A 20,487-nucleotide genomic window follows, 5' to 3' on the forward strand; every position below is an offset into this window, starting at 1 on the left:
CGGAGTTATCCATGACCAAAGGCCGCACGTTCCTGGCCCTGCTGCTACCCGCCCTCGCATTGCTGGGCGCCTGCTCCTCCGAAAGCGGCGAGCCGGCGGAAAAAGTCGTCGACATCGCCGGAATCGTCTCGCCGAAGAACGGCGCGAACGAATTCATCGGCGGCCTCGCCCAGATCCAGAAGGACGGCTGGCTCGACGCCGAACTGGCGAAGAAGGGCTGGAAGGCCCGCTGGGTGCCGGTGCCGCCTTCCGTCGGCGGGCCGGTGGTGAACGAGGGCTTCGCGGCGAGGACCATCGACATGGCGGCCTATGGCGACCTACCCTCGGTGATCGCGATGGCGGGCGGCGTGAACCTCAAGCTGGTGGTCCCCAGCCGCGCGGGTTCGAACATCTACCTCGCGGTGGGCCGGGACTCGCCCGCACGCACCTTGCGTGACCTCAAGGGCAAGCGCATCGCGCTCCATCGCGGACGGCCATGGGAGGCGGGCTTCGCGCGCTACGTCCAGTCGCAGGGCATGACGCTGGATGACTTCAAGATCATCAACGTCAATGCCGTCGCCGGACAGGCCGCGCTGACCGGCGGCAAAGTCGATGCCATCGTGCTGATTCAGGCCGAACCCTACGTGCTGGAGGAAAAGGGCCTCGCCCGCGTCCTGTGGTCCACCAAGGATGCACCGGAAAGCTGGAAGATGGTCGCCGGAACGTTCGCGCGAAAGGACTTCATCGACGCGCACCCCGACATCGTCCAGATCGTCGTCAATGCCTTCGTGCGGCAGGCACGCTGGTCGAGCGAGGAGAAGCACCGCGATACCGTGCTGTCGTGGGGAACGCTGGGCGGCACACCGCTCAAAGCGGTCATCCGGGACGCCGAAAACAACCAGCTTCCGTGGCGCCAGCGCTATTCCCCGCTGCCGGGCCGCGAAATACAGGATCACTTCGACTTCGTGGCTGACTACGCCGCGCAGACCGGGCTGACGCGCAGCAAGGTGGACGTCTCGCACCTGATCGACCGTAGCTATGTCGACAAGGCGATCCGCGACCTGAAGCTCGAAGGCTGGTGGACCGAGCCGCGCTGAGGCCCCGTTCGTCATTGCGAGCGAAGCGAAGCAATCCAAGGCAGCATTAAACCGCCCTGGATTGCTTCGCTCGCAATGACGAGGGTGACACACAACAAGGCCCGGCGAAAATCGCCGGGCTCTTTTTCGCCTACTCCGCCGCCTCCAGCCGCTGCACCGCCCGGTGCCCCAGCAACGGCAGCACTTCCTCGCCCACCCGGTAAGCCTCTTCCAGATGCGGCGTGGCGGCGAGGATGAAGGAATCCGCGCCCAGCCCGATCAGTTCGTCCAGCCGCGCCGCGACGTTCTCGTAACTGCCGACGATGCCCAGCGCCGGACCGGGGCGCAGCAGGCTGAACCCGCCCCAGACATTGGGCGAGACGATAAGGTCGCGCCAGTCCCGCGCGTCGGCCACGCCCAGCCCGGCCAGGCGCTGCACGCCCACCGAGTCCCCGCGCCGCTCGCCGAACTCGTTACGGCTGGCGGCCTTTACATTGGCGAAGCCCAGTTCGATCTCGCGCCAGGCTTCCTCTTCGGTGGGCCGGGCGACGACTTCGACGCGGATCGCGCACTTGATGGCGCGGCCGAGTTCGGCGGTGCGCGCCTTCACCTGATCGAACTTCTGCGCCAGTTGCCCGAACGGCTCCAGCCACGAGAGGTAATAATCGGCGTGGCGCGCGGCCGACTGCAACGCCGCCTCGGACGAACCGGAGAAGTAGATCGTCGGCAGATCCTCCTGCGCCAGCGCCGGCGGCAGGGCGCCGTTGTCGACCTCGTAGAAGCGGCCCTTGTGCGTATAGGGGCCGTCCTTCCACACGCCCTTCATCACGTCGAGGAACTCGGTGGTGCGGCCGTAGCGATCGTCGTGGTCGAAGGGGTCGCCCCACCAGCGCTGCGCCGGACCGCCGCCACCGGTGATGATGTTGTAGACCACCCGCCCATTGGTCGCCCGTTGCAGGCTGGCGGACATGCGCGCGGCGCGCACGGGGCTGAGGAATCCCGGCTGGAACGCGATCATGAAGCGGAAGGCCTTGGTCGCCCGCGCAAGCGCGGCTGAGATCACCCAGGGGTCGTCGGTCATCGGGAACGAGGGCAGCAGCCCGCCGACGAAACCGGAAATCTCCGCCGCGCGCGCGATCTCGGCCATGTGGTCGAGGTAGCTGGTCCCGTCGGGCCCGCCGTCCACCAGCCCCGGCGTCTGGTTGCCGGGGGCCAGCGGCGACCAGTCTCCCCGGTTGAAGCTGCGCTCGCGGATCGAGCTGCTGCATCCATGCGTGGGGATGCGCCAGTAGAAATCGATGCTCATGTCGTTGCCCTTTCCTTCAGGCGGCGATCGCCGCTGCCCGCACGCGGCCGATGACCTGCTCGCCCGCGACGTGGACTTCGTGAATCTGGTTGGTGGCCGACAGCACGGCGATATCGAGGCCCGCCCGTTCGAGGTCCGCGAGCGTCGCGGCGACCTCATCGTACGTGCCGACCAGCGTATCGGCCGAGGGCGCCGTCCGCCCGCGCTCCACCGCGACGTCGGCCGCTTCAGCGCGGGCGAGCAGCGGTATCCGCGCGGCGATGCGCAAGTTCGGGTAGGCATCACGCGCGCCCGACACGAAATCGCCAAGTGCCTCGATCGACAGGCGTGTATCGAGCAGCAGCACTTCGGCATGGGCGAGCAGGTCCGCATCGGGCGCCTGCGATGCGCGCAGCCATACCGGTGGGCGCCGCCGCCCTCGTACGAGATCGCCGAAACCACCCTTCTCGACGACGAAGTGGCGGCCCTCCTGATCGAACGGGCCGTCGCCCCAGACGCCGTCCAGCAGCGTCAACAGTTCGCCGGCGCGCGCGGGCACTTCGGCCTCGTCGATGGCGTCCCCGGCTTCCGGCCCCTGGCGCGGGTCGATCAGCCAGCCCTGCCGGTCGCCCGAGAAGCGCTGCACGCTCGCCGCCATCTTGGCGTGGTAGACACCCGAGGCAGACCCCGGCGCGACGGCAGTGACCAGTTGCACCCGCCGCGTCTCCCGCAGCAGGTTGCCGGTGACGATCCACGGCTCTTCGCCCTCGGGCTCGTCGGGGATGACGATACCGTCGAAGCCGGTCAGCTCCGCCGCGCGCGCAACCTGCGTGAGATAGTCGTAGTGATTGATCTGGAGGCGGCGGCTGCCGGCATCACGGGCCGGAACCCAGGGCCGGTCACCATCGCCCCATTCGGCGCGGCGGCGGTCGGCCGCCGCAGTGCTCGACAAGTGCCAGTAGAAACGCAGTGCCATCGGTGGCTCCCTTCGATCGAGATATTGCGGTTTCTCCGAAGCATGGACCGTGCCATGCTCGGCAAACCACGGCGCTTCCCGCGCCTCGGTTCCTGCGTGCCGCCCTGCTGCGCAATTCTGCGCAGCGCAGCGTCGCGATCTGGACACGCGAGCGGCCGGAACCGCTCAATCGCGCCATGGCCCGGCGCTGGCACGGCCTTTGCTTTCAGGCCGGCGAACGAACGGAGATGCGGTGCGGTGAGCGTGACGGGGACTGGGGAACTCAATCGGATCTGGCTGGTGCGCTCGCCGGTGCCCGCCGCATCGAGCATCGCCTGGTCGCTGGGCTGGCTCGACGCCGATTTCGGACGGGACGGCATCGCCGTGAACTGGCTGCGCGAGGACCGTCTGCGCGTGGTCGAGCATGACCATCACGACATGACGCGGGCGCTGTTTCGCGAGGGCGGCAACATCCCCGCCCTCGCGGCGCGGGCGCTGGGCGCGGAAACGCGGGTGATCGGCCTGACCTGGATCGACGAGCGACAGGCGATCATGGTGCGCCCCGGCGAACAGGTGCTCGATCCCGCGCACCTCAAGGGGCTGCGTTTCGCCCTGCCGGGCTACGTCTCGACGCGGGGCGCCTCGGTCGTGCGCGGCATGTCGCTGCACGGGATCAAGAACGCGCTGCGGCTGGCCGGGCTCGAACTGGAGGACGTGACGCTGGTGGACGTGCCGACGCCGCAAGTGGACTTCTCCGAACCGCAGATGATGCAGCGCATGTGGTCGGGCCTTCAGGCGCTGGCCGAAGGGCGGGTGGACGCGGTCTACGTCAAGGGCGCCGCCGCCGCCGAAGCCGCGATGGCGCTAGGGCTCGAAGTGGGCATCGACCTCGACGCCTATCCCAGCCGCATGACGCGGGTGAACAACGGCACCCCGCGTCCGATCGTCACCCATCGCCACATGATCGAGGCGCATTTCGACCTCGTGGTGCGCTTCCTTCACCAGACGCTGCGCGCCGCCGACTGGGCCGCCGGGCATCCGGTGGAACTGAAGCACATCCTGGAGCGCGAGACTTTCGCGGGGCCGGTCGGCGTCGAGGCCGCCTATCGCGACGGCTTCCACCGCGCGCTGCACCCCGACCTTTCCGCCGAGCGGATCGACATGCTGCGCGTGCAGGAGCGCTTCCTGCGACTGCACGGCTTCCTCGAAAATTCGGTGGACGTCGATGCCTGGGTGGACGCCCGCCCGCTCGCCGCCGCACTGGCGCTGAGGGCGCTCGACCGCGCCGCCTGAAGGTAACGCTTGCCAGTCGGTCGTATTCTCTACTATTTCTATAGACAATGAGTCGATGGCACAGTGCGCGGCGAGGAGGCACGAACCATGGCGTTAGCGAAACACCGGTCGGAAGCTCCGGCAGGGCGAGGCAGCGGCAGGACGATCCTGTCGCTCGACTCCGCGAATCCTGCGATCCCGGCGATCCGCGCGCGGGCTTTCGTGTTTTCCGATCCTCGCTCGCGGGCGATGGTGCCGCTGATCGAGCGCACCGCGCCCAGCGAGGCCACCGTGCTCGTCACCGGGGAAACCGGCACCGGCAAGGAACTGGTCGCCCGCTACGTTCATGCGCTGAGCGATCGCCGCAGCGGCCCTTTCATCGCCGTCAATTGCGGCGCCTTCTCCGAAAGCCTGATCGAATCGGAACTGTTCGGGCATGAACGCGGCGCCTTCACCGGCGCCATGGACGCCCGCCCCGGCTGGTTCGAGGCGGCGAACGGCGGCACCCTGTTCCTCGACGAAGTAGGCGACCTGCCGCAGTCGCTGCAGGTCAAGCTGCTGCGCATCCTGCAGGAGCGCGAGGTGGTCCGGCTCGGCTCGCGCAAACCCGTCGCGCTCGACGTGCGGCTGATCGCGGCGACCAACCTGGACCTCGCCCGCGCCGTCTCCGAAGGGCGTTTCCGCGAAGACCTGTTCTATCGTCTCAACGTCGTCGCCCTGCCGATCCTGCCCTTGCGTGAACGGCGGGCGGACATCCTGCCACTGGCCCGGCACTTCCTCGAACTGTACGGGACAAAGATCGGCGCGGGGCGACTGGAACTGACCGCCGGGGCAGAGGAAGCACTGTTCTCCCATCCCTGGCCCGGTAACATCCGCGAGCTGGAAAACGCGATCCTGCGCGCGACCCTGACCTGCATCGACGGCCAGATCACCGCCGATGACCTCGCGCTCCATGCCCTCGATGCCCGGCCGCAGACGATCCGCGTCGCCCCTGAGGAACCGTCCGCAGAATTGCCTGCGGCGGCGGCCGACCAGGCCATCATGGAAGATCGCCTTACCCCGCTGGTCGCGCGCTTTCTCGAGGAGAAGCAGGGCGCCCTGCTCGACCGCACGATCGAGAGCGTCGTGCGCACCGCCTTCTCGCGGTACGAGGGCAACCAGATCCGCACCGCCGCCGCGCTGGGCGTGACCCGCAGCGTGCTGCGCACGCACCTGAAGAACTTCGGCCTCATCTGAAACGTGCGCCCAATGGCGCATTCCCGCATCGAAATTCGCGCAGCCGGTGCGTCGATCTGAACATCGGCTGCCGTCCGGCCGTATCAAACCCCTGACAGAACGGCATTTTGCGTCCTTGGCACGCCGTTTGCTCTGCCTGTCCGCGAACACATCGTTTCCGGTTCGCAGACAAGGACAATGCACGCCATGGCATCCAGGGGCCCCAAGACCTTCACTTCCCCGCGCGGCACCGGCAGCGCCGGTGCATCGGCCCTTGCCCTCTCGCTGGCCCTGTCGCTTTCCGGCGCGGCCCATGCCGAGGAAGCGGACGCGGGCGGATCCGGCAGCGACGTCATCCTCGTCACCGCGCAGAAGCGCAGCCAGAGCGTGCAGGACGTGCCCGCATCGGTGGTGGCACTGGGCGGCGATGCCCTGCGCGACCGGCTCATCACCCGCGCCAGCGACATCTCGCGCTTCGTGCCCAGCTTCAGTGCGGACACCTCGGTCGGCAACCTGACGCCGCGCTGGTATCTGCGCGGCATCGGCAATTCGGTGCCCGGAAACGGCCAGACCAGCCCGGTCGGTATCTATCAGGACGAAGTCTACGTCGGCATTCCCGTCGCGCAGGCCTTCCCGATCTTCGACCTCGAGCGCGTAGAGGTGCTGAGCGGCCCGCAAGGCACGCTATGGGGCAAGAACACCACGGCGGGCGCGGTCAACTTCATCTCGCGCAAGCCCGCCTTCGATGCCAGCGGCTATGCCCGCGCCGAATATGGCAGCTATGGCTCCACGCTGCTCGAAGGGGCATGGGGCGGCCCGCTCAGCGACAAGGTGGCGGTGCGTTTCGCCGGTCACTTCCGCGATGACGACGGCTTCGCGAAGAACCGGCACGACGGCACCCCGATGGGCAAGAACCGCGAGGCCGCGGCCCGTTTCTCCGTGCTCGTCAAGCCGACCGATACGTTCGAGGCCCTGCTGCGCGTGCAGTACCGCGACTACAAGAACGTCGGCGACATCATCTACCAGGGCCTCGGCACCACCGACCCTGCCGGTTTCCCGATCGCGCAGGGCTACAGGAACAACTCCTCGTTCGGGAACAGCGGGCAGGATCTGCGCCAGCGCGGCACCCAGCTCAACCTCGACTGGGACGTGGGCGATCTGCACCTGACCTCGATCACCGGCTACAACGAGTTCAAGCACCGCTCCGAACTCGGCACGCAGGTGCCGCACGAAGGCACACACACCTACAGCAGCCTGAACGCGAAGATCTTCAATCAGGAACTGCGCCTTGCTTCACCGGACGAGGGCCGCCTGAAGTGGATCGTCGGCGCGCACTACTATTACGAGAAGCTGGATTCCGAGGCGGTCACCGCAGTGCTTCCCAACACCGTTGGCCTCGCCCCAGCCTGGACGAACACGCAGTTCACCCAGAGCAATAACAGCTACGGCCTCTTCGCCAATGTCACGTACGAGCCGCTCGACAATCTCGAGATCATCCTGGGCGGGCGTTACACTTGGGAAGACAAGGCGATCGACCTCGACACCATCGGCACCGCGACCGGCGGCGCCGGCACGCTGACCTTCCTCGACACCGTGGCGTTCTGGTCGCGCAATTCGGTGACCGGCACCCGCATCGCCACCCGCGCGGTGCAGGACGAAAAGCGCAACTGGCGCGCGTTCACGTATGATGCCACCGCGAAGTACAACTTCACGCCGGGCCTCAACGTCTATGCCCGCTACGCCAAGGGCTTCCGCTCGGGCGGGTTCAACCCGGGCGCGACGCTGCAGACGCAGGTGGCGACGGTGAACCCCGAATACGTCAAGAGCTATGAGGTCGGCCTGAAGTCCGAATGGCTGGGCGGTCGCCTGACCGCCAATCTCGCGGCGTTCTACAACGACTACAGCAACATCCAGGTCACGGTGATCCAGTTGCCGCTCAGCCAGCTGTCGAACGCGGGCAAGGGCTGGTCGAAGGGCGCCGAAGCGGTCCTGACCGCGCGGCCGTTCGATGCGCTGCGCCTGTCTGGCACGCTCGGCCTGCTCGACACCAAGTACACCGAGTTCCCGAACTGCAAGGCGGGCGTCGATTGCTCGGGCAACCAGTTCGTCCGCGCGCCGCACGTGACCGCCAGCGTCAGCGGCGAATACACCTTCGATGTAGGCGGCGGCCATAGGATCGTCGCGGAGACCAACTGGTCCTATCGCTCGCACCTCTACTTCAACGCCGGCACGCAGGCCGCGCCGCTGGAGCAGGATCCCAAGTGGCTGGGAAATGCCTCGCTGGCCTGGCAGCTGCCGAGCGACATCAGGGTCTCCGTCTTCGCGCGCAACGTGACCAACAGCCACGCAGCCTCGACGATCATCCCTTCGGCGAACTTTGGCTACATCAAATACATCATCGAGCCCCGCGTGTGGGGCGGCGCCGTTTCGGTGACCTTCTGATCCCGCGCTCCCATAAAAAGGAAACCGACATGGCCACGCAGACTGCTACGCATGCATCCACCGCGCCCGATGAAATCTGGTTCACCCGCTGCCCGGTGCCGACAGCGACCGGGCTCGCCTACAAGCTGGGCTGGCTGACCGAGGAATTCGCAAGCGAAGGCATCCCGGTGCGCACGCTTCAGGAATCGACGCCCGAGATCGCGCTGCGGCACTACGACCACCGCCTGCCCACGCTGATCCGCGAGGGCGGCAACATCCTCGCTTTCGCCGCACGCGCACAGGGCGAGCCGACCAAGCTCGTCGGCCTGACCTGGATCGAGGAAAGCCAGGTCATCCTCGTCCGCCCCGATTCCGGCATCACCCAGCCCGCGCACCTCAAGGGCAAGCGCCTTGCCCTGCCCAGCTGGACCGACCACGAGATTCCCAGCCACTTGCGCGGCACCAGCATCGGGCGAGGCATGTCGCTGCTCGGCTACAAGGGCGCGCTGCACGCGGGCGGCCTGACTTTCGACGACGTCGATCTCATCGAAGTGGACGGCACCATCCGCAACATCGGCGGCGCCGGACGCGACAGTCAGCCGGGGCGCGGCACCATTAACCGGCTCTGGGCCATCGATGCGCTGGCGAACGGCGATGTGGACGCAGTCTACGTCAAGGGCGCCTCGGCTCTCGACGGCGCGCGCGAGGCTGGCGTCGTCGTCGGCATCGACCTCGATGCACTGCCGAACAAGGCCTCGCGCGTGAACAACGGCACGCCGCGTCCGATCACGGTCCACCAGAGCCTGATCGACGATCACTTCGACCATCTCGTCCGCTTCCTCGAAGTGACCCTGCGCGCCGCCGACTGGGCCGCGCAGAATATCGCGAAAGTGCACGAGATCCTGCAGTTCGAAACGCGCGGCAGCGTGGAAGCGGTGACGCAGGCTTATGGCGCGGACTTCCACAAGACGCTGCATCCCACGCTGGATGCCGAGCGCCTTGCCCTGTTCGACCAGCAGAAGAAGGCGCTGGGCCTGTTCGGCTTCCTGGAGCGCGATTTCCCGCTGGCCGACTGGGTCGATCCGCGCCCGCTCGCGGCCGCTTACGACCGGTTGGGCCGCGGCTGACCGGCTCGTCCTTGCAATTCCCGCCACCTTTTCGAGGTGGCGGGAAACCAGCCGTTACTTGCGCCCCCGCGGCAGGCTGCTGCGCGCGTAATCCAGCGGCGGCTTGCGATTGCCAACCAGCGGTTCGTACTTGAACCCCGCGCCCTGGCTGCGCTGCAGTTCGGCTTTGGCGTCCCGCAGCTTGTCGGGCTGGAGGAACAGTTGCGCGCCGGACAGCGCCAGCGTCTTGGCTGCCACTTCCGCGCCCTCGACACCGATCGAGGTGCCGCTGGCGGCCGCCGCCTGCCAGCTGTGCGGCGCGGTGCCGGGCACCCAGGTCGCGGTGCCGAGGCTGGCGGTCGGCACGACCCAGCTGATGTCGCCGACGTCCGACGACGCCGAACCCTTGCGCCCGAAATCATAGGTACCGATCGCCGAAGGCCCGCCCTTGGCAGCACCCTTGGGCAGCGTCCTGGCGATCTCGTCGGCGAAGCGCTGCTGCTCGGGCGTGTAGCTGTAACCGCCGACCTTGCGCAGGCTGGCGTCCACCACCCGGCCAAGCGTGTCGTTCGGCAGCGTGCCGAAGCTGCCGCCGATGATCTCGTATTCGAACTTGGTGTCGGTCGCGAGCGCGGCGCCCTCGCCCGCCTTGACCACACGGTCGAACACGTCGCGCACGACTTCGGGATCGTAGTGGCGCACGTAGTAGAAGCTCTCCGCATGCGCGGGCACGATGTTGGGCTGGTCGCCGCCGTCGGTGATCGTGTAATGCACCCGCGCATCGGAAGGGATATGCTCGCGCAAGTAGTTCACCGCGACGTTCTGGATCTCCACGCCATCGAGCGCCGACCGCCCCCGTTCGGGCGCCGCTGCCGCGTGCGAGGCGATGCCGGTAAAGCGGAACTTGGCCGTCACCATCGACAAAAGTTGCCCCTGGGAAGCGCCGTTGGAACTGCTCGGGTGCCAGCTCAGCACCGCGTCCACGTCCTTGAAGAACCCGTCGCGCACGAGATAGGCCTTGGCGAAGCCGCCCTCCTCGGCCGGCGTGCCGTAAAGGCGCACGGTACCCGGCGTGCCGCTCGCCTTGAGCCACTTGGCCAGCGCGATCGCCGCCTCCACCGAGGCGGTGCCGAGCAGGTTGTGGCCGCAGGCATGGCCCGCCAGCCCGCCGCGCGATTGTTCGACCGGCTGGTCCACCTGCGAGAGACCGGGCAGCGCGTCGTATTCCGAAAGGAGCGCGAGGACCGGCCCGGAATTGCCGTAAGTCGCGGTAAAGGCGGTAGGAATGCCATCCGTCCCAGCCTCGACACGGAAGCCTGCGGCCTTGAGCTGCTGCTGAAGCAGCGCCGAACTCTGGTCCTCGTGGAAGCCGACTTCGGCCCACTCCCAGATCTTGCGGGCGTTGGCGGTCAGCTGGGGTTTACGCGCGTCGATCCCCGCGAGGATCACGGCGCTGTCCTTGTCCGACAGGGTCTCGGCCCGCGCCGAGGGGGCCAGGGCGAGTGCCAGAACGCCCAGGGCGGCGTGGATCAGGTGGTCATGCTTCATGGGGAGGCCTTTCATGTCGATCAGAACGAGCCGGTCAGGTTGATGCCGTAAGTGCGCGGCGGCAGCGTGGTGACGGTCTCGGTGGTGCCGCCCAGCGTGTTGCCGGCGGACTGGCGCGCGACGGTGTTCGTCAGGTTGTTGACGTAGAAGTAGATGCCGTAGCGATCGTTCTTCACGCCGATCCGCGCATTGGCGAGCGTGTAGTCGCCCACCTTGCGATAGCCCAACGCATTGGGCCGGAAGTCCGCGCGCGATCCGCCGACGTAGCCGAGATCGCCGCGCAACAGCGCGCTCCACCCGCCCGAACCGAGCGCCCATTCGTACTGCCCCGCAATGCCGATGGTCTGCGGCGCGATGAACGGGATCTTGTCGCCCTTGCGCGCCGTCGTGGCGAGCGGGGTCACCCCGTCCGGCACCTGATCCTGGGTCAGCTTTGCATCGGTGAAGGCGGCGTTGACGGTGAAGGTCAGGCCGCGCGCCGGGTTGAGCGTGGCTTCGGCCTCCACACCCTTGATGCGCGCCGCGCCCGCATTGCCGAGATAGACGAAGCTGCCGCTGTTGATGCTGACCTGCATGTCGGACCAGTCGGTGATGTAGCCGCCCAGATTGAGGATCAACGCATCGCCGCCGAACGAGGTCTTGATGCCGCCTTCGTAAGTCGTCAGCTTGTCCGGGCTATAGGCGAGCGCCTGCGCCAGTCCGAGCACCTGATTGACGCCGCCCGGACGGTAGCCGGTCGCCACCTGCCCGTAGACGAGCACGTTGTCGGCCGCCTTCCAACTGACATTGGCCTTGTAGAGCCAGCCGGTGTTCTTCGTCTTGTACAGCGCCCAGGGCGTGACGCGCGTGCGCAGGATGTCGAGACCGATGGTGGTGTCGCCGCCCACGGTCTTGTCGTAGCTGTAGTAGCGCAGGCCACCGGTGACCGTCAGCCCCTCAACCGGGGTGACGGCGATCTCGCCGAAGGCTGCCTTCTGCTTGAGGTAATCGACCACGTGGCGCTGCAGCAGCGGCGTCGCGCCGACGACCTGCGACCCGTCGGAGGCATTGGTGCGGCGCGCTTCCGAAAGCACCTTGGCATCGCGGTCCTCGTAGAAACCGCCGACGGTCCACTGGAACCACGACGAATTGTTCGACTGCAGACGCAGTTCGCTGGTCCAGTCCGTCACCGACTGCGGCTGGTAGTAGATCACCGGCGTAAGGCTATCGACATAGCTGTTGTAGGCCGCGAACCCCGCGGGCGTGGCGCAAGTCGCTGCGGTGAAGTGCGTCGCGCAGCCGGAGGCGGTGCGGAAGCTGTTGAACAGCGGGGTCGGATCGCGCGTCACCAGCGTGTCGCGGTCCTGATAGCTGGTCGTCGCGACAAGGTCGGCAAAGCCCAGTTCGGCGTGGGCGGACAGGCTGTAGAGCCGCTGCTTGTCCTCGTAGGGCACCTGCGAGGCGTTGACGGCATTGTATTTGCCCGCGCTCGGCGACCAGGTGCTGGCTCCGCCCTCGGTGTAGAGGAAGTGCGCCGCACCATCGATGGTGAGCCACGACGCCGGGATAAAGCGCACCAGGATGCGCCCTCCGTCGCTGCGTTCGGAATTGATGCCGGTCAGCCCCAGCCCCGGATTGTCCACCCAGCCGTCGTTCTGCCGCCGGAAGTAGACGCCGCGCACGGCCAGCACGTCCTTCACGATCGGCACGTTCACGGCGGCGTTGATCTGGTAGCCCTCGCCGCCGCCCTCGGTGGTGGTGGCTCCGACGTCGATCCGGCCACCGAACTCAAAATCGGGCTTGCGGGTGACGAGGCGGATCGTGCCGCCGACCGCGCCCGCACCGTAGAGGGTGCCCTGCGGCCCGCGCAGCACCTCGACGCGCTCGAGGTCGAACAGCTTGAAGTCGGACTGGCTGCCGCCCGGATCGCTGGTGGTTCCCGGCGGCCCGGCTACCGGCGTCTCGTCATAATAGATGCCGACTTGCGCATCCCCGGCACTGCGGATGCCGCGAAGGGTAATGCGCCGCTGGCCCGGCCCGGCATCGGTGATCGTCAGGCTGGGCACCGCGCGCGCGAGGTCGTTGGCGGAATCGAGGCTCGCCGCACGCAGCGTATCGTCCGAGATCGAGGTGATGCTGGCCGGTGCATCCTGCAACCGGACTTCGCGCTTGAGCGAAGTGACGACGATCTCGGACCCGGAAGCCGTATCGGCAGCGGCATCGTCCGCCGCAAGAGCAGGCGCCGCGAAACCGGGAACGAGAAAGCTGCCCAGCGTGACAGCGGCTACGGCACTCAGAAACTTGGTCATTGATCCCCCTGCAGGTTGCTCGGGGAAATCCATTAACAAGAACCGTGCCAGTACGATTTCTTCTTGGATTTCCGTGATTTGCGGAGAAATTTTGCTTATACTCAACCATGGAACCTGCGCAAAAATCGATAGGCTGCTGCCATTGCAGCATCGGGGAAAGCACCCCCTTCATGTTGTGCCGAGGACACCGTATTCACCGCGAAGACGATCTTCACTGCCGAGCATGTTTTCTTGGACGCCGCCGCCGCGGCACACCTTGACCCCGTTTATCTACAATTTTAGTTGAGATTATCCGCGAGAGGCATCCTGCTCGCGAAAGCGTTCTTCATCCGGAGAGCGTGGCAGTTACCGGGCAAGTATCCTCATGACCACAGAGCCGACCTCTTCCACGAACCTCGCTGCAGTCGGCAATGCCGCCGACTTCTGGGATGTGGCCGGCGTGGTGCAGGAACTCGCGCAGATCCGGCACAACTGGCGGCAGACGAATACGCACCATGCCGAATACGGCGTGGAGAGCTTCCCCTCCCGGGTCCGCATGGCCAAAGTGATGGACGAATTGTGCGGCGCGCTGTTCCCCTTGCGCCTTGGCCCGGACTTCGTGCGCCTGCACAACGAGGACGTCTTCGTCACGCAGACGCTCCAGATCGCGCTGAGCCGCCTTCACGCGCAGCTGCGGCTGGAACTGACCTATACTCTCGAACCGAGTGACGGACAGGCCATCGACGACGGCGCCACCCGCATCGTCCTTGCGCTCTCGCACCAGTTGCCGGAAATCCGCCGGCTGCTGGATATCGACATCGAAGCTGCATTCAGCGGCGACCCGTCCGCGCGCAGCCTGGATGAAGTGCTGATCTGCTATCCCGGGCTGCTGGCCATTATCCATCACCGGCTGGCCCATACGCTGCATCTGGAAGGCGCCCCGCTGATCGCGCGTATCATCTCGGAAATCTCGCATAGCCGCACCGGGATCGACATCCACCCCGGTGCACAGGTCGGCCGAGGCTTCTTCATAGACCACGGCACCGGCGTCGTGATCGGCGAAACCGCGATCATCGGCGACAACGTGCGGCTCTACCAAGGCGTCACGCTCGGAGCGAAGAACTTTCCGGTGGGGGATACGGGAATGCTCATCAAGGCCATCCCGCGCCATCCGATCATCGAGAACGACGTGGTGATCTATGCAGGAGCCACGATCCTGGGCCGGGTCACGGTCGGCACGGGATCGGAAATCGGCGGCAACGTCTGGCTGACCCACGACGTGCCACCGTTCAGCCGCGTGTTCCAGGCACGCGAACAGAACCTGGTCATCAGCCCCCAGAACAATTGAACGGGAGGAAGCGCAATCGGCATTCTATGTTTGAATGCCAACATGGTCGTGGCTCGGCTCAATCACCATCCAGCCAGAGATTATTCATCAGCGAACGCCACGTTTCAGGACGGCGATTGGAGCTTTCGAGTGGCTGAAATGGGCGCGTAGCGGTTGCCGAAAGGTTCTGTCTCCCCGCTGTCACCGGGAGACAGCCAGCTTCAGGTTTCCGTGCCTTTGCCAATCTCGTCGCCAATTAACGATTGATGCCGGTTGTGGCATCGGATCGCAATCATTGACCTAAACCACTGTTTCCGCGCATCTCCAGCAGGAACACTGTGCTGACGGGGGACGTGGACTTGGATCGGTGGCAAGCCATGAGGATTTTCGTCCGGGTGGCAGAGACCGCAAGCTTCGCCGAGACGGCAAGGCAAATGCACATCAGTCCACCGGCCGTCACGCGCGCGATATCCTGTCTGGAAGACGAGATCGGCGTGCGGCTCCTTGCTCGCACCACCCGGTCGGTGAAGATGACCGAGGCCGGGCAGCGCTATTTCGACGACTGCAGGCGCATCCTGGCCGATATCGCGGAGGCCGAGGCTTCGGCGGCGGGATCGCACGGCAACCCCGCAGGCACGCTCGTCGTCACCGCGCCGGTCATGTTCGGGCAGATGCACGTGCTTCCCATCCTGCTGGAATATCTCGATCTCTACCCGCGCGTGACCGGTCGAAGCCTGTTCCTCGACCGCAGCGTGAACATCATCGAGGAAGGGATCGATGTCGCGATCAGGATCGGCAACCTGCCGCCGTCGGGCCTGACCGCCACGCGCGTGGGCTGGGTGCGCCGGATGATCTGCGGCGCGCCTTCCTATTTTGCCGAGCATGGCGTTCCCCGGTCCCCTGCCGATCTTGCGGAGCACCGCGTCATCATGCCGACCGGCGCCTGGGTTTCGCCCGAGTGGCATTTCGGCCCGGATTCGCGCAGCAGCGTCACCGTTCACCCGCGCCTGCTGTGCAACACCAACCAGGCCGCCATAGCCGCAGCCGAACAGGGCTGGGGCATCACCCGCGTGCTGTCCTACCAGATCGATCCGGCACTGGCGCAGGGCCGCCTCCAGTCCGTGCTCGACGATCATGCGGAAAGCCCGATGCCGATACACGTGGTCCATGGCGAGGGCCGACGGGCGACCGCCAAAGTACGCGCGTTCGTCGATCTCGCCGTTGAAACGCTGCGAAACAATCCCCTTCTTCAATAGCGACCATCGCGCGATAATTCCAATTATCGGAACAATGACTTTCAAAATTGCCGAATTATCGCTTCGATCGGTAAGAATTATATCTCCCTCCAGAAGCTGACGCAGATCGCTCAGCGGTTTCGACGAGGGTGGAAAAAATGACCAAGCAACTGATCCTGTCCCTGATGCTCGCGGGCGCGGCCATCGCGGCTCCTAGCGGTGCGATGGCGGCTCCTACGCAGCAGATCACCGCGTCCAGCACGGCGCCGGCGACCGTTCACTACCGCACCGCGACCATCGAGGGCGTGAAGATGGCCTACCGCGAAGCCGGCCCGGCCGATGGCCCGGTGGTGCTGTTGCTGCACGGCTTTCCCACATCCTCGCACATGTTCCGCAACCTGATCCCGCTGCTGGCAGATCGCTATCACGTGATCGCGCCGGACTATCCCGGCTTCGGCGAGAGCGATGCGCCCGATCACAAGCAGTTCGCTTACAGCTTCGCGCACTATGCCGACATGGTCGATGCGCTGATGGGCCAGATCGGTGCCCAGCGCTATGCGATGTACGTCATGGATTACGGCGCGCCCGTGGGCTACCGGCTGGCGCTCAAGCACCCCGAGCGGGTGAGCGGGCTGATCGTCCAGAACGGCAACGCCTATGACGAAGGGCTCGGCGCGTTCTGGGACCCGATCAAGACCTACTGGAAGAGCGGATCGGCCAAGGACCGGGCAGCGCAGGCTTGGCTGGTGACGCCAAAGGCGACCAAGTTCCAGTACACCGACGGCGTCCGTGACGTATCGCGGATCAGCCCGGACAACTGGGTCCACGACCAGGCGCTGCTCGACCGGCCGGGCAACAGCGAGATCCAGCTCGACCTGTTCTACGACTATCGCACCAATGTGCCGCTCTACCCGCAGTTCCAGCAGTTCTTCCGCGAGCGCAAGCCGCCGACGATCATCCTGTGGGGCAAGAACGACACGATCTTCCCCGAGCCCGGCGCGCACCCGTACCTGCGGGATCTGCCCGAGGCCGAACTCCACATCCTCGATACCGGGCATTTCGCGCTCGAGGACAAGCTGGACGAGATGGCGCCGCTGATCCGGGATTTCCTCGATCGCAAGGTCGCGCCGCGCTGAACGAGGGCGGGGGCAGTCGCGAACTGCCCCCGCCTCAAATCGGAAGATACGCTATGTCTTACGGATTTCTCGATATCGCCATGACCCCCAGCGTCCGCGCGGCGCAGGCGGAGATGGGCGCGGACAGGCAGTGGGCCCATTTCGAGGGGGACCGCGCATTCGACCGGTTCACCGCGAACGAGGCCGCCTTCATCGCCGCGCGCGACAGCTTCTACATGGGGTCCGTCTCGGAAGACGGCTGGCCTTATGTCCAGCACCGCGGCGGCCCCGCCGGGTTCCTCAAGATGGTCGACGAGCGCACGCTGGCCTTCGCCGACTATCGCGGCAACCGCCAGTACATCAGCACCGGCAATCTGGCCGCGAACGACCGGGCCTCGCTGTTCCTGATGGACTATCCGCGTCGCATGCGGCTCAAGATCTATGCCCATGTCGACAAGCTGCCGCTTGACGAGGACCCGGCACTGACCGAACGCGTCATGGACAAGGGCTACAAGGCGCGGCCCGAGCGCATCTTCCGGTTCCGGTTGAAGGCGTTCGACTGGAACTGCCCCCAGCACATCACCCCCGCTTCACCGAGCGGGAGATCGAACAGGCGGTGCGTCCGCTGCACGAACGAATGGCCGAACTGGAAGCGGAGAACGCAGCCCTGCGCCTCCGACTCGAAAAACGAGGAGAAGCATGATGGAAAGTCCGCGCCCGCCTTTGCCGCCCTTCACGCTGGAGACGGCGGCCGAGAAGGTCCGCCTTGCCGAGGATGGCTGGAACAGCCGCGATCCCGAGAAGGTCGCGCTGGCTTATACGCCGGACAGCCAGTGGCGCAATCGCGGCGAATTCCTGAACGGCCGCCCCGCCATCATCGCGTTCCTGACGCGCAAGTGGCAGCGGGAACTGGATTACCGGCTGATCAAGGAACTGTGGGCCTTTCGGGACAACCGCATCGCCGTGCGCTTCGCATACGAATGGCATGACGACAGCGGCAACTGGTTCCGCTCCTATGGCAACGAGAACTGGGAGTTCGACGAGAACGGACTGATGCAAAGGCGCCTCGCCTCGATCAACGACACGCCGATCGCGGTGGAAGACCGGCGCTTTCACTGGCCGCTCGGCCGGCGTCCCGACGAGCATACGGGCCTGGGCGACCTCGGATTCTAGGCGGCGTGGACGAATTGGTCGACGTAGGGCGTACCGGTTGATCCAAAGCTGCCCTTTGAAGGCAGGTTGGCGCCGAGGTGATCTGAGCGAAGCGGAATGACGTATTCTGATCAACCGCCGCGTAAAGATTGAACATGACCGTACGCTCTACAGGCAACGCAACTGCATCGAGCGCATGGTTAGCCGTTTAAAAATCAACCGGGCCAGCGCCGCCCGCTATGATCAGCTTGCAAGCAACTTCATGAGCATGATCCATATCGCCACCGTCAGATACCGGCTCAAATTCGTCCACGGCGCTTAGCAACCACCAGCTCCCTGCCACCGTTACACCTTGGCCAAAACGTCGGCAGAACGGAAAAGAGGCCATCATGTTGAGATCGTTCCCTTCACAGCCGGATGGAACAAAAACGCTATGGCTCGATCTATGTTCGCCCGATGACGCCGAAAAGGCAACGATCGAGAAGCGCTATGGCGTGCACATTCCCGATATCGACGCCCTGCGCGAGATTGAGACGTCAAGCCGGCTGCGCATGGATGGAAACGTGCTTTATATGAGCGCTCCCTTGATTACCGGTGCCGGCACTGATCGTTGGCGATTTTCGCCGACCGGCTTCATTCTTACGCCGGACGTGCTCCTTACGGTGCGATATACCGAAATCGCGTCCTTCGAGGCTGTCGCTGGCACCTTTACCAACCCGGCGCAAATGACACCCGTTTCCGTGCTTGCAACTTTACTTGAAGACGTCGTGGACCGCGCGGCGGATCACCTCGAGCATGCCTCGGAAATCGTTGCCGGAGCTTCCCAATCACTGTTCTTCGAAGAGACATCCCGGCCGGGACTTAATACGGAAACCCGCAAGATCCGCGAGATCATGCGGAATATGGGCCAGGCAAGCGACCGGGCGTCGCGCGTGCGCTACACGTTCCTGAGTATCGGGCGGCTGGTGAACTTCATCCTCGATCGGTGCACGCCCAAGCTGGATCAGGAGATGCAGGACAGACTGGAAGCCGTCCGCCACGACATCACGTCACTCGACGAATTCGAGACGAGCCTCGAAGGACGCATTCAACTTCTCCAGGACGCGGCAAGCGCGTTCCTCAACATCGAACAGAACGACGTGGTGAAAGTGCTCACCGTAGCGTCGGTGGTCGGCATCCCGCCTGTACTTGTGGTCGGCGTGTACGGAATGAACTTCCACGTCATGCCCGAACTGAATTGGCCTTTTGGCTACCCGCTGGCCCTTGGCCTATGCGTCTTGTCCGGGGTCCTACCCTACGTCTGGTTCAAGAAGCGAGGCTGGATCTAGGTCTCTTCGGGCACATCGCGCATCGCTGCCAGGATTGGCAGAACGCAAAGCGCCACCACAGCGATCATGATGCCGGGAGCCGTTTCCGCGCCGGTCCTCGCAATCAAGACCTGTGCCAGCCACGGGGTGAGGCCGCCAAACAGCGCTGTGGCGCTGGTGGCGCCCAACGCCAGGCCGCTGAGACGCCCCTCGGCAGGCACCTGCTCAGCAGTGGCGACGGCCCCCACTGCACTTACGCCGCCTGCCAGCACAGCCAACAGCACCGCAGCCATCATCGCCTCGCTTCGCGACGCTCCGGCGAGAAGACCGAAGAGGAAATAAGGCACCGTCGCGCCCAGTATTGCGAGCGACACCAGTACCGCGCGGCGTCCAAAGCGATCAGAGACAAGGCCAACGAAAGGAGTCACCACGATGACCGCTAGCGCGGCGATCGTCGCCAGTTGCAGCGACTGGGCTTCGCTGAGCCGTCCGGACGAAGTCAGGAATACCGGCACATAGGTTATGCCGACATAATATGTGATCGAACCCAGCGCCGAGATTGCGAAACCACGCAACACACCCGCCCGATGGTGCGTCAACGCGTGAACGAGGGGTCGGCGCGGCAAGGTTCCGGCATCGCGGTTCGCAGCGAATTCAGGCGATTCCGCCATGGCCGAGCGGGCCAGAAGGATCAGTCCGGCCAGCGCCGCGCCGACAAAGAACGGAATGCGCCAGCCCCAGCCGTCCAGCTGCGCTGCTGGTAGCAGGCTGACCGTCAGCGCCGCGACACCGGCTGCCAGCAGCCCGCCAACCTCGCTCGTCGCGGCAGCGAGCGAAGTGACCAGACCACGCCGATGCCTTGGCGCGCCCTCGAGAAGATAAGCGACGACCCCGGTATATTCGCCGCCGACAGCGAACCCCATGACGCAGCGGAGACCCAGCAGCGCCGCGCCAGCCAGCGGCCCGGCCTGCGCGGCAGTGGGCAGCATGGCGGTCAGCAGCATTGCGCCGGTCATCAGGCCCATGGAGGCGAGCAATGTCGCGCGGCGCCCATGGCGATCCCCGAAATGGCCGAATACCAGCGCACCAGCCGGCCGCATGAGATAGGCCACGGCAAAGCCCAGAAGCGCAGTAAGAATCGCCGCGTCTGGTGTCTCGCCCGGAAAGAACACGCGCGAAAGCACTGTTGCCATGTAGAGGAACAAGGTGAAATCATACCATTCGACT

Annotated in this window: 15 protein-coding genes and 1 pseudogene; 11 read left to right on the top strand and 5 right to left on the bottom strand. The window is 65.5% G+C overall.

Annotated features, from left to right (window positions below; all coding sequences use genetic code 11):
• The first annotated feature begins 11 nt into the window (after positions 1-11).
• Positions 12-1,076 carry an ABC transporter substrate-binding protein gene (locus PKE80_RS14460; protein WP_271183096.1) on the top strand — a complete coding sequence of 355 codons (1,065 nt, stop codon included), beginning with the start codon at positions 12-14 and terminating at the stop codon, positions 1,074-1,076.
• Positions 1,077-1,206: 130 nt separating this feature from the next.
• Here PKE80_RS14460 and PKE80_RS14465 read toward each other — a convergent pair whose 3' ends face one another.
• Entirely contained in the window at positions 1,207-2,361 is a 1,155-nt protein-coding gene (locus PKE80_RS14465) for an LLM class flavin-dependent oxidoreductase (protein WP_271183097.1), read from the bottom strand.
• Between the two features lie 16 nt (positions 2,362-2,377).
• On the bottom strand, positions 2,378-3,316 hold the full coding sequence (locus tag PKE80_RS14470; RefSeq protein WP_271183098.1) for an LLM class flavin-dependent oxidoreductase: 939 nt from the start codon (positions 3,314-3,316) through the stop codon (positions 2,378-2,380).
• A gap of 243 nt (positions 3,317-3,559) precedes the next feature.
• On the opposite strand from PKE80_RS14470, the gene PKE80_RS14475 reads away from it, so the two are divergent.
• The 4 genes from PKE80_RS14475 to PKE80_RS14490 all read left to right on the top strand — a co-directional run bounded on the left by PKE80_RS14475 (position 3,560) and on the right by PKE80_RS14490 (position 9,330).
• Positions 3,560-4,588 carry an ABC transporter substrate-binding protein gene (locus tag PKE80_RS14475; protein WP_271183099.1) on the top strand — a complete coding sequence of 343 codons (1,029 nt, stop codon included), beginning with the start codon at positions 3,560-3,562 and terminating at the stop codon, positions 4,586-4,588.
• Between the two features lie 87 nt (positions 4,589-4,675).
• On the top strand, positions 4,676-5,803 hold the full coding sequence (locus PKE80_RS14480) for a sigma-54 interaction domain-containing protein (protein ID WP_271183100.1): 1,128 nt from the start codon (positions 4,676-4,678) through the stop codon (positions 5,801-5,803).
• A gap of 186 nt (positions 5,804-5,989) precedes the next feature.
• Positions 5,990-8,224 (top strand): TonB-dependent receptor, encoded by a 2,235-nt coding sequence (locus PKE80_RS14485; RefSeq protein ID WP_271183101.1) that lies wholly within the window; start codon positions 5,990-5,992, stop codon positions 8,222-8,224.
• 29 nt (positions 8,225-8,253) lie between these two features.
• The gene (locus tag PKE80_RS14490) at positions 8,254-9,330 is read left to right on the top strand and encodes an ABC transporter substrate-binding protein (RefSeq protein ID WP_271183102.1); all 1,077 of its coding nucleotides are present in this window, start codon (positions 8,254-8,256) and stop codon (positions 9,328-9,330) included.
• 54 nt (positions 9,331-9,384) lie between these two features.
• Here the strand turns inward: PKE80_RS14490 and PKE80_RS14495 are convergent, their stop codons facing one another.
• Complete coding sequence (locus tag PKE80_RS14495; protein ID WP_271183103.1) at positions 9,385-10,857, bottom strand: amidohydrolase; 1,473 nt, start codon at positions 10,855-10,857, stop codon at positions 9,385-9,387.
• Between the two features lie 20 nt (positions 10,858-10,877).
• Positions 10,878-13,145, bottom strand: a complete 2,268-nt coding sequence (locus tag PKE80_RS14500) for a TonB-dependent receptor (protein WP_271183104.1) — start codon at positions 13,143-13,145, stop codon at positions 10,878-10,880.
• Positions 13,146-13,509: 364 nt separating this feature from the next.
• Between PKE80_RS14500 and epsC the strand changes: the two genes are divergently transcribed.
• The 6 genes and pseudogenes from epsC to PKE80_RS14535 all read left to right on the top strand — a co-directional run bounded on the left by epsC (position 13,510) and on the right by PKE80_RS14535 (position 19,281).
• The gene (gene epsC, locus PKE80_RS14505) at positions 13,510-14,472 is read left to right on the top strand and encodes a serine O-acetyltransferase EpsC (protein ID WP_271183105.1); all 963 of its coding nucleotides are present in this window, start codon (positions 13,510-13,512) and stop codon (positions 14,470-14,472) included.
• A 356-nt stretch (positions 14,473-14,828) separates the two neighbouring features.
• On the top strand, positions 14,829-15,707 hold the full coding sequence (locus tag PKE80_RS14510; protein WP_309298988.1) for a LysR family transcriptional regulator: 879 nt from the start codon (positions 14,829-14,831) through the stop codon (positions 15,705-15,707).
• Positions 15,708-15,844: 137 nt separating this feature from the next.
• Positions 15,845-16,822 (top strand): alpha/beta fold hydrolase, encoded by a 978-nt coding sequence (locus PKE80_RS14515; RefSeq protein ID WP_271183107.1) that lies wholly within the window; start codon positions 15,845-15,847, stop codon positions 16,820-16,822.
• A 53-nt stretch (positions 16,823-16,875) separates the two neighbouring features.
• Positions 16,876-17,504, top strand: a pseudogene (locus PKE80_RS14520) (pyridoxamine 5'-phosphate oxidase family protein).
• Positions 17,504-17,974, top strand: coding sequence for a nuclear transport factor 2 family protein (locus PKE80_RS14525; RefSeq protein WP_271183108.1), 471 nt, complete (start codon positions 17,504-17,506; stop codon positions 17,972-17,974). The pseudogene PKE80_RS14520 and the gene PKE80_RS14525 overlap by 1 nt, the downstream one beginning before the upstream one ends.
• A gap of 368 nt (positions 17,975-18,342) precedes the next feature.
• A complete protein-coding gene (locus tag PKE80_RS14535; protein ID WP_271183109.1) occupies positions 18,343-19,281 on the top strand; it encodes a magnesium transporter CorA family protein in 939 nt (312 codons plus the stop codon).
• Here PKE80_RS14535 and PKE80_RS14540 read toward each other — a convergent pair.
• Positions 19,278-20,465, bottom strand: a complete 1,188-nt coding sequence (locus tag PKE80_RS14540) for an MFS transporter (protein WP_370424456.1) — start codon at positions 20,463-20,465, stop codon at positions 19,278-19,280. The genes PKE80_RS14535 and PKE80_RS14540 overlap by 4 nt on opposite strands.
• Between the last annotated feature and the right edge of the window lie 22 nt (positions 20,466-20,487).

Source organism: Novosphingobium resinovorum (assembly GCF_027922145.1).
In the GTDB taxonomy this organism is placed as follows: domain Bacteria; phylum Pseudomonadota; class Alphaproteobacteria; order Sphingomonadales; family Sphingomonadaceae; genus Novosphingobium; species Novosphingobium resinovorum.

Bases quoted from the DNA above. Each gene is read 5' to 3' on its own strand.
- PKE80_RS14500 (WP_271183104.1), bottom strand. From the start codon at position 13,145: ATGACCAAGTTTCTGAGTGCCGTAGCCGCTGTCACGCTGGGCAGCTTT.
- PKE80_RS14490 (WP_271183102.1), top strand. From the start codon at position 8,254: ATGGCCACGCAGACTGCTACGCATGCATCCACCGCGCCCGATGAAATC.
- PKE80_RS14525 (WP_271183108.1), top strand. From the start codon at position 17,504: ATGGAAAGTCCGCGCCCGCCTTTGCCGCCCTTCACGCTGGAGACGGCG.
- PKE80_RS14510 (WP_309298988.1), top strand. From the start codon at position 14,829: ATGAGGATTTTCGTCCGGGTGGCAGAGACCGCAAGCTTCGCCGAGACG.
- PKE80_RS14515 (WP_271183107.1), top strand. From the start codon at position 15,845: ATGACCAAGCAACTGATCCTGTCCCTGATGCTCGCGGGCGCGGCCATC.
- PKE80_RS14495 (WP_271183103.1), bottom strand. From the start codon at position 10,857: ATGAAGCATGACCACCTGATCCACGCCGCCCTGGGCGTTCTGGCACTC.
- PKE80_RS14535 (WP_271183109.1), top strand. From the start codon at position 18,343: ATGTTGAGATCGTTCCCTTCACAGCCGGATGGAACAAAAACGCTATGG.
- epsC (WP_271183105.1), top strand. From the start codon at position 13,510: ATGACCACAGAGCCGACCTCTTCCACGAACCTCGCTGCAGTCGGCAAT.
- PKE80_RS14460 (WP_271183096.1), top strand. From the start codon at position 12: ATGACCAAAGGCCGCACGTTCCTGGCCCTGCTGCTACCCGCCCTCGCA.
- PKE80_RS14465 (WP_271183097.1), bottom strand. From the start codon at position 2,361: ATGAGCATCGATTTCTACTGGCGCATCCCCACGCATGGATGCAGCAGC.
- PKE80_RS14480 (WP_271183100.1), top strand. From the start codon at position 4,676: ATGGCGTTAGCGAAACACCGGTCGGAAGCTCCGGCAGGGCGAGGCAGC.
- PKE80_RS14470 (WP_271183098.1), bottom strand. From the start codon at position 3,316: ATGGCACTGCGTTTCTACTGGCACTTGTCGAGCACTGCGGCGGCCGAC.
- PKE80_RS14485 (WP_271183101.1), top strand. From the start codon at position 5,990: ATGGCATCCAGGGGCCCCAAGACCTTCACTTCCCCGCGCGGCACCGGC.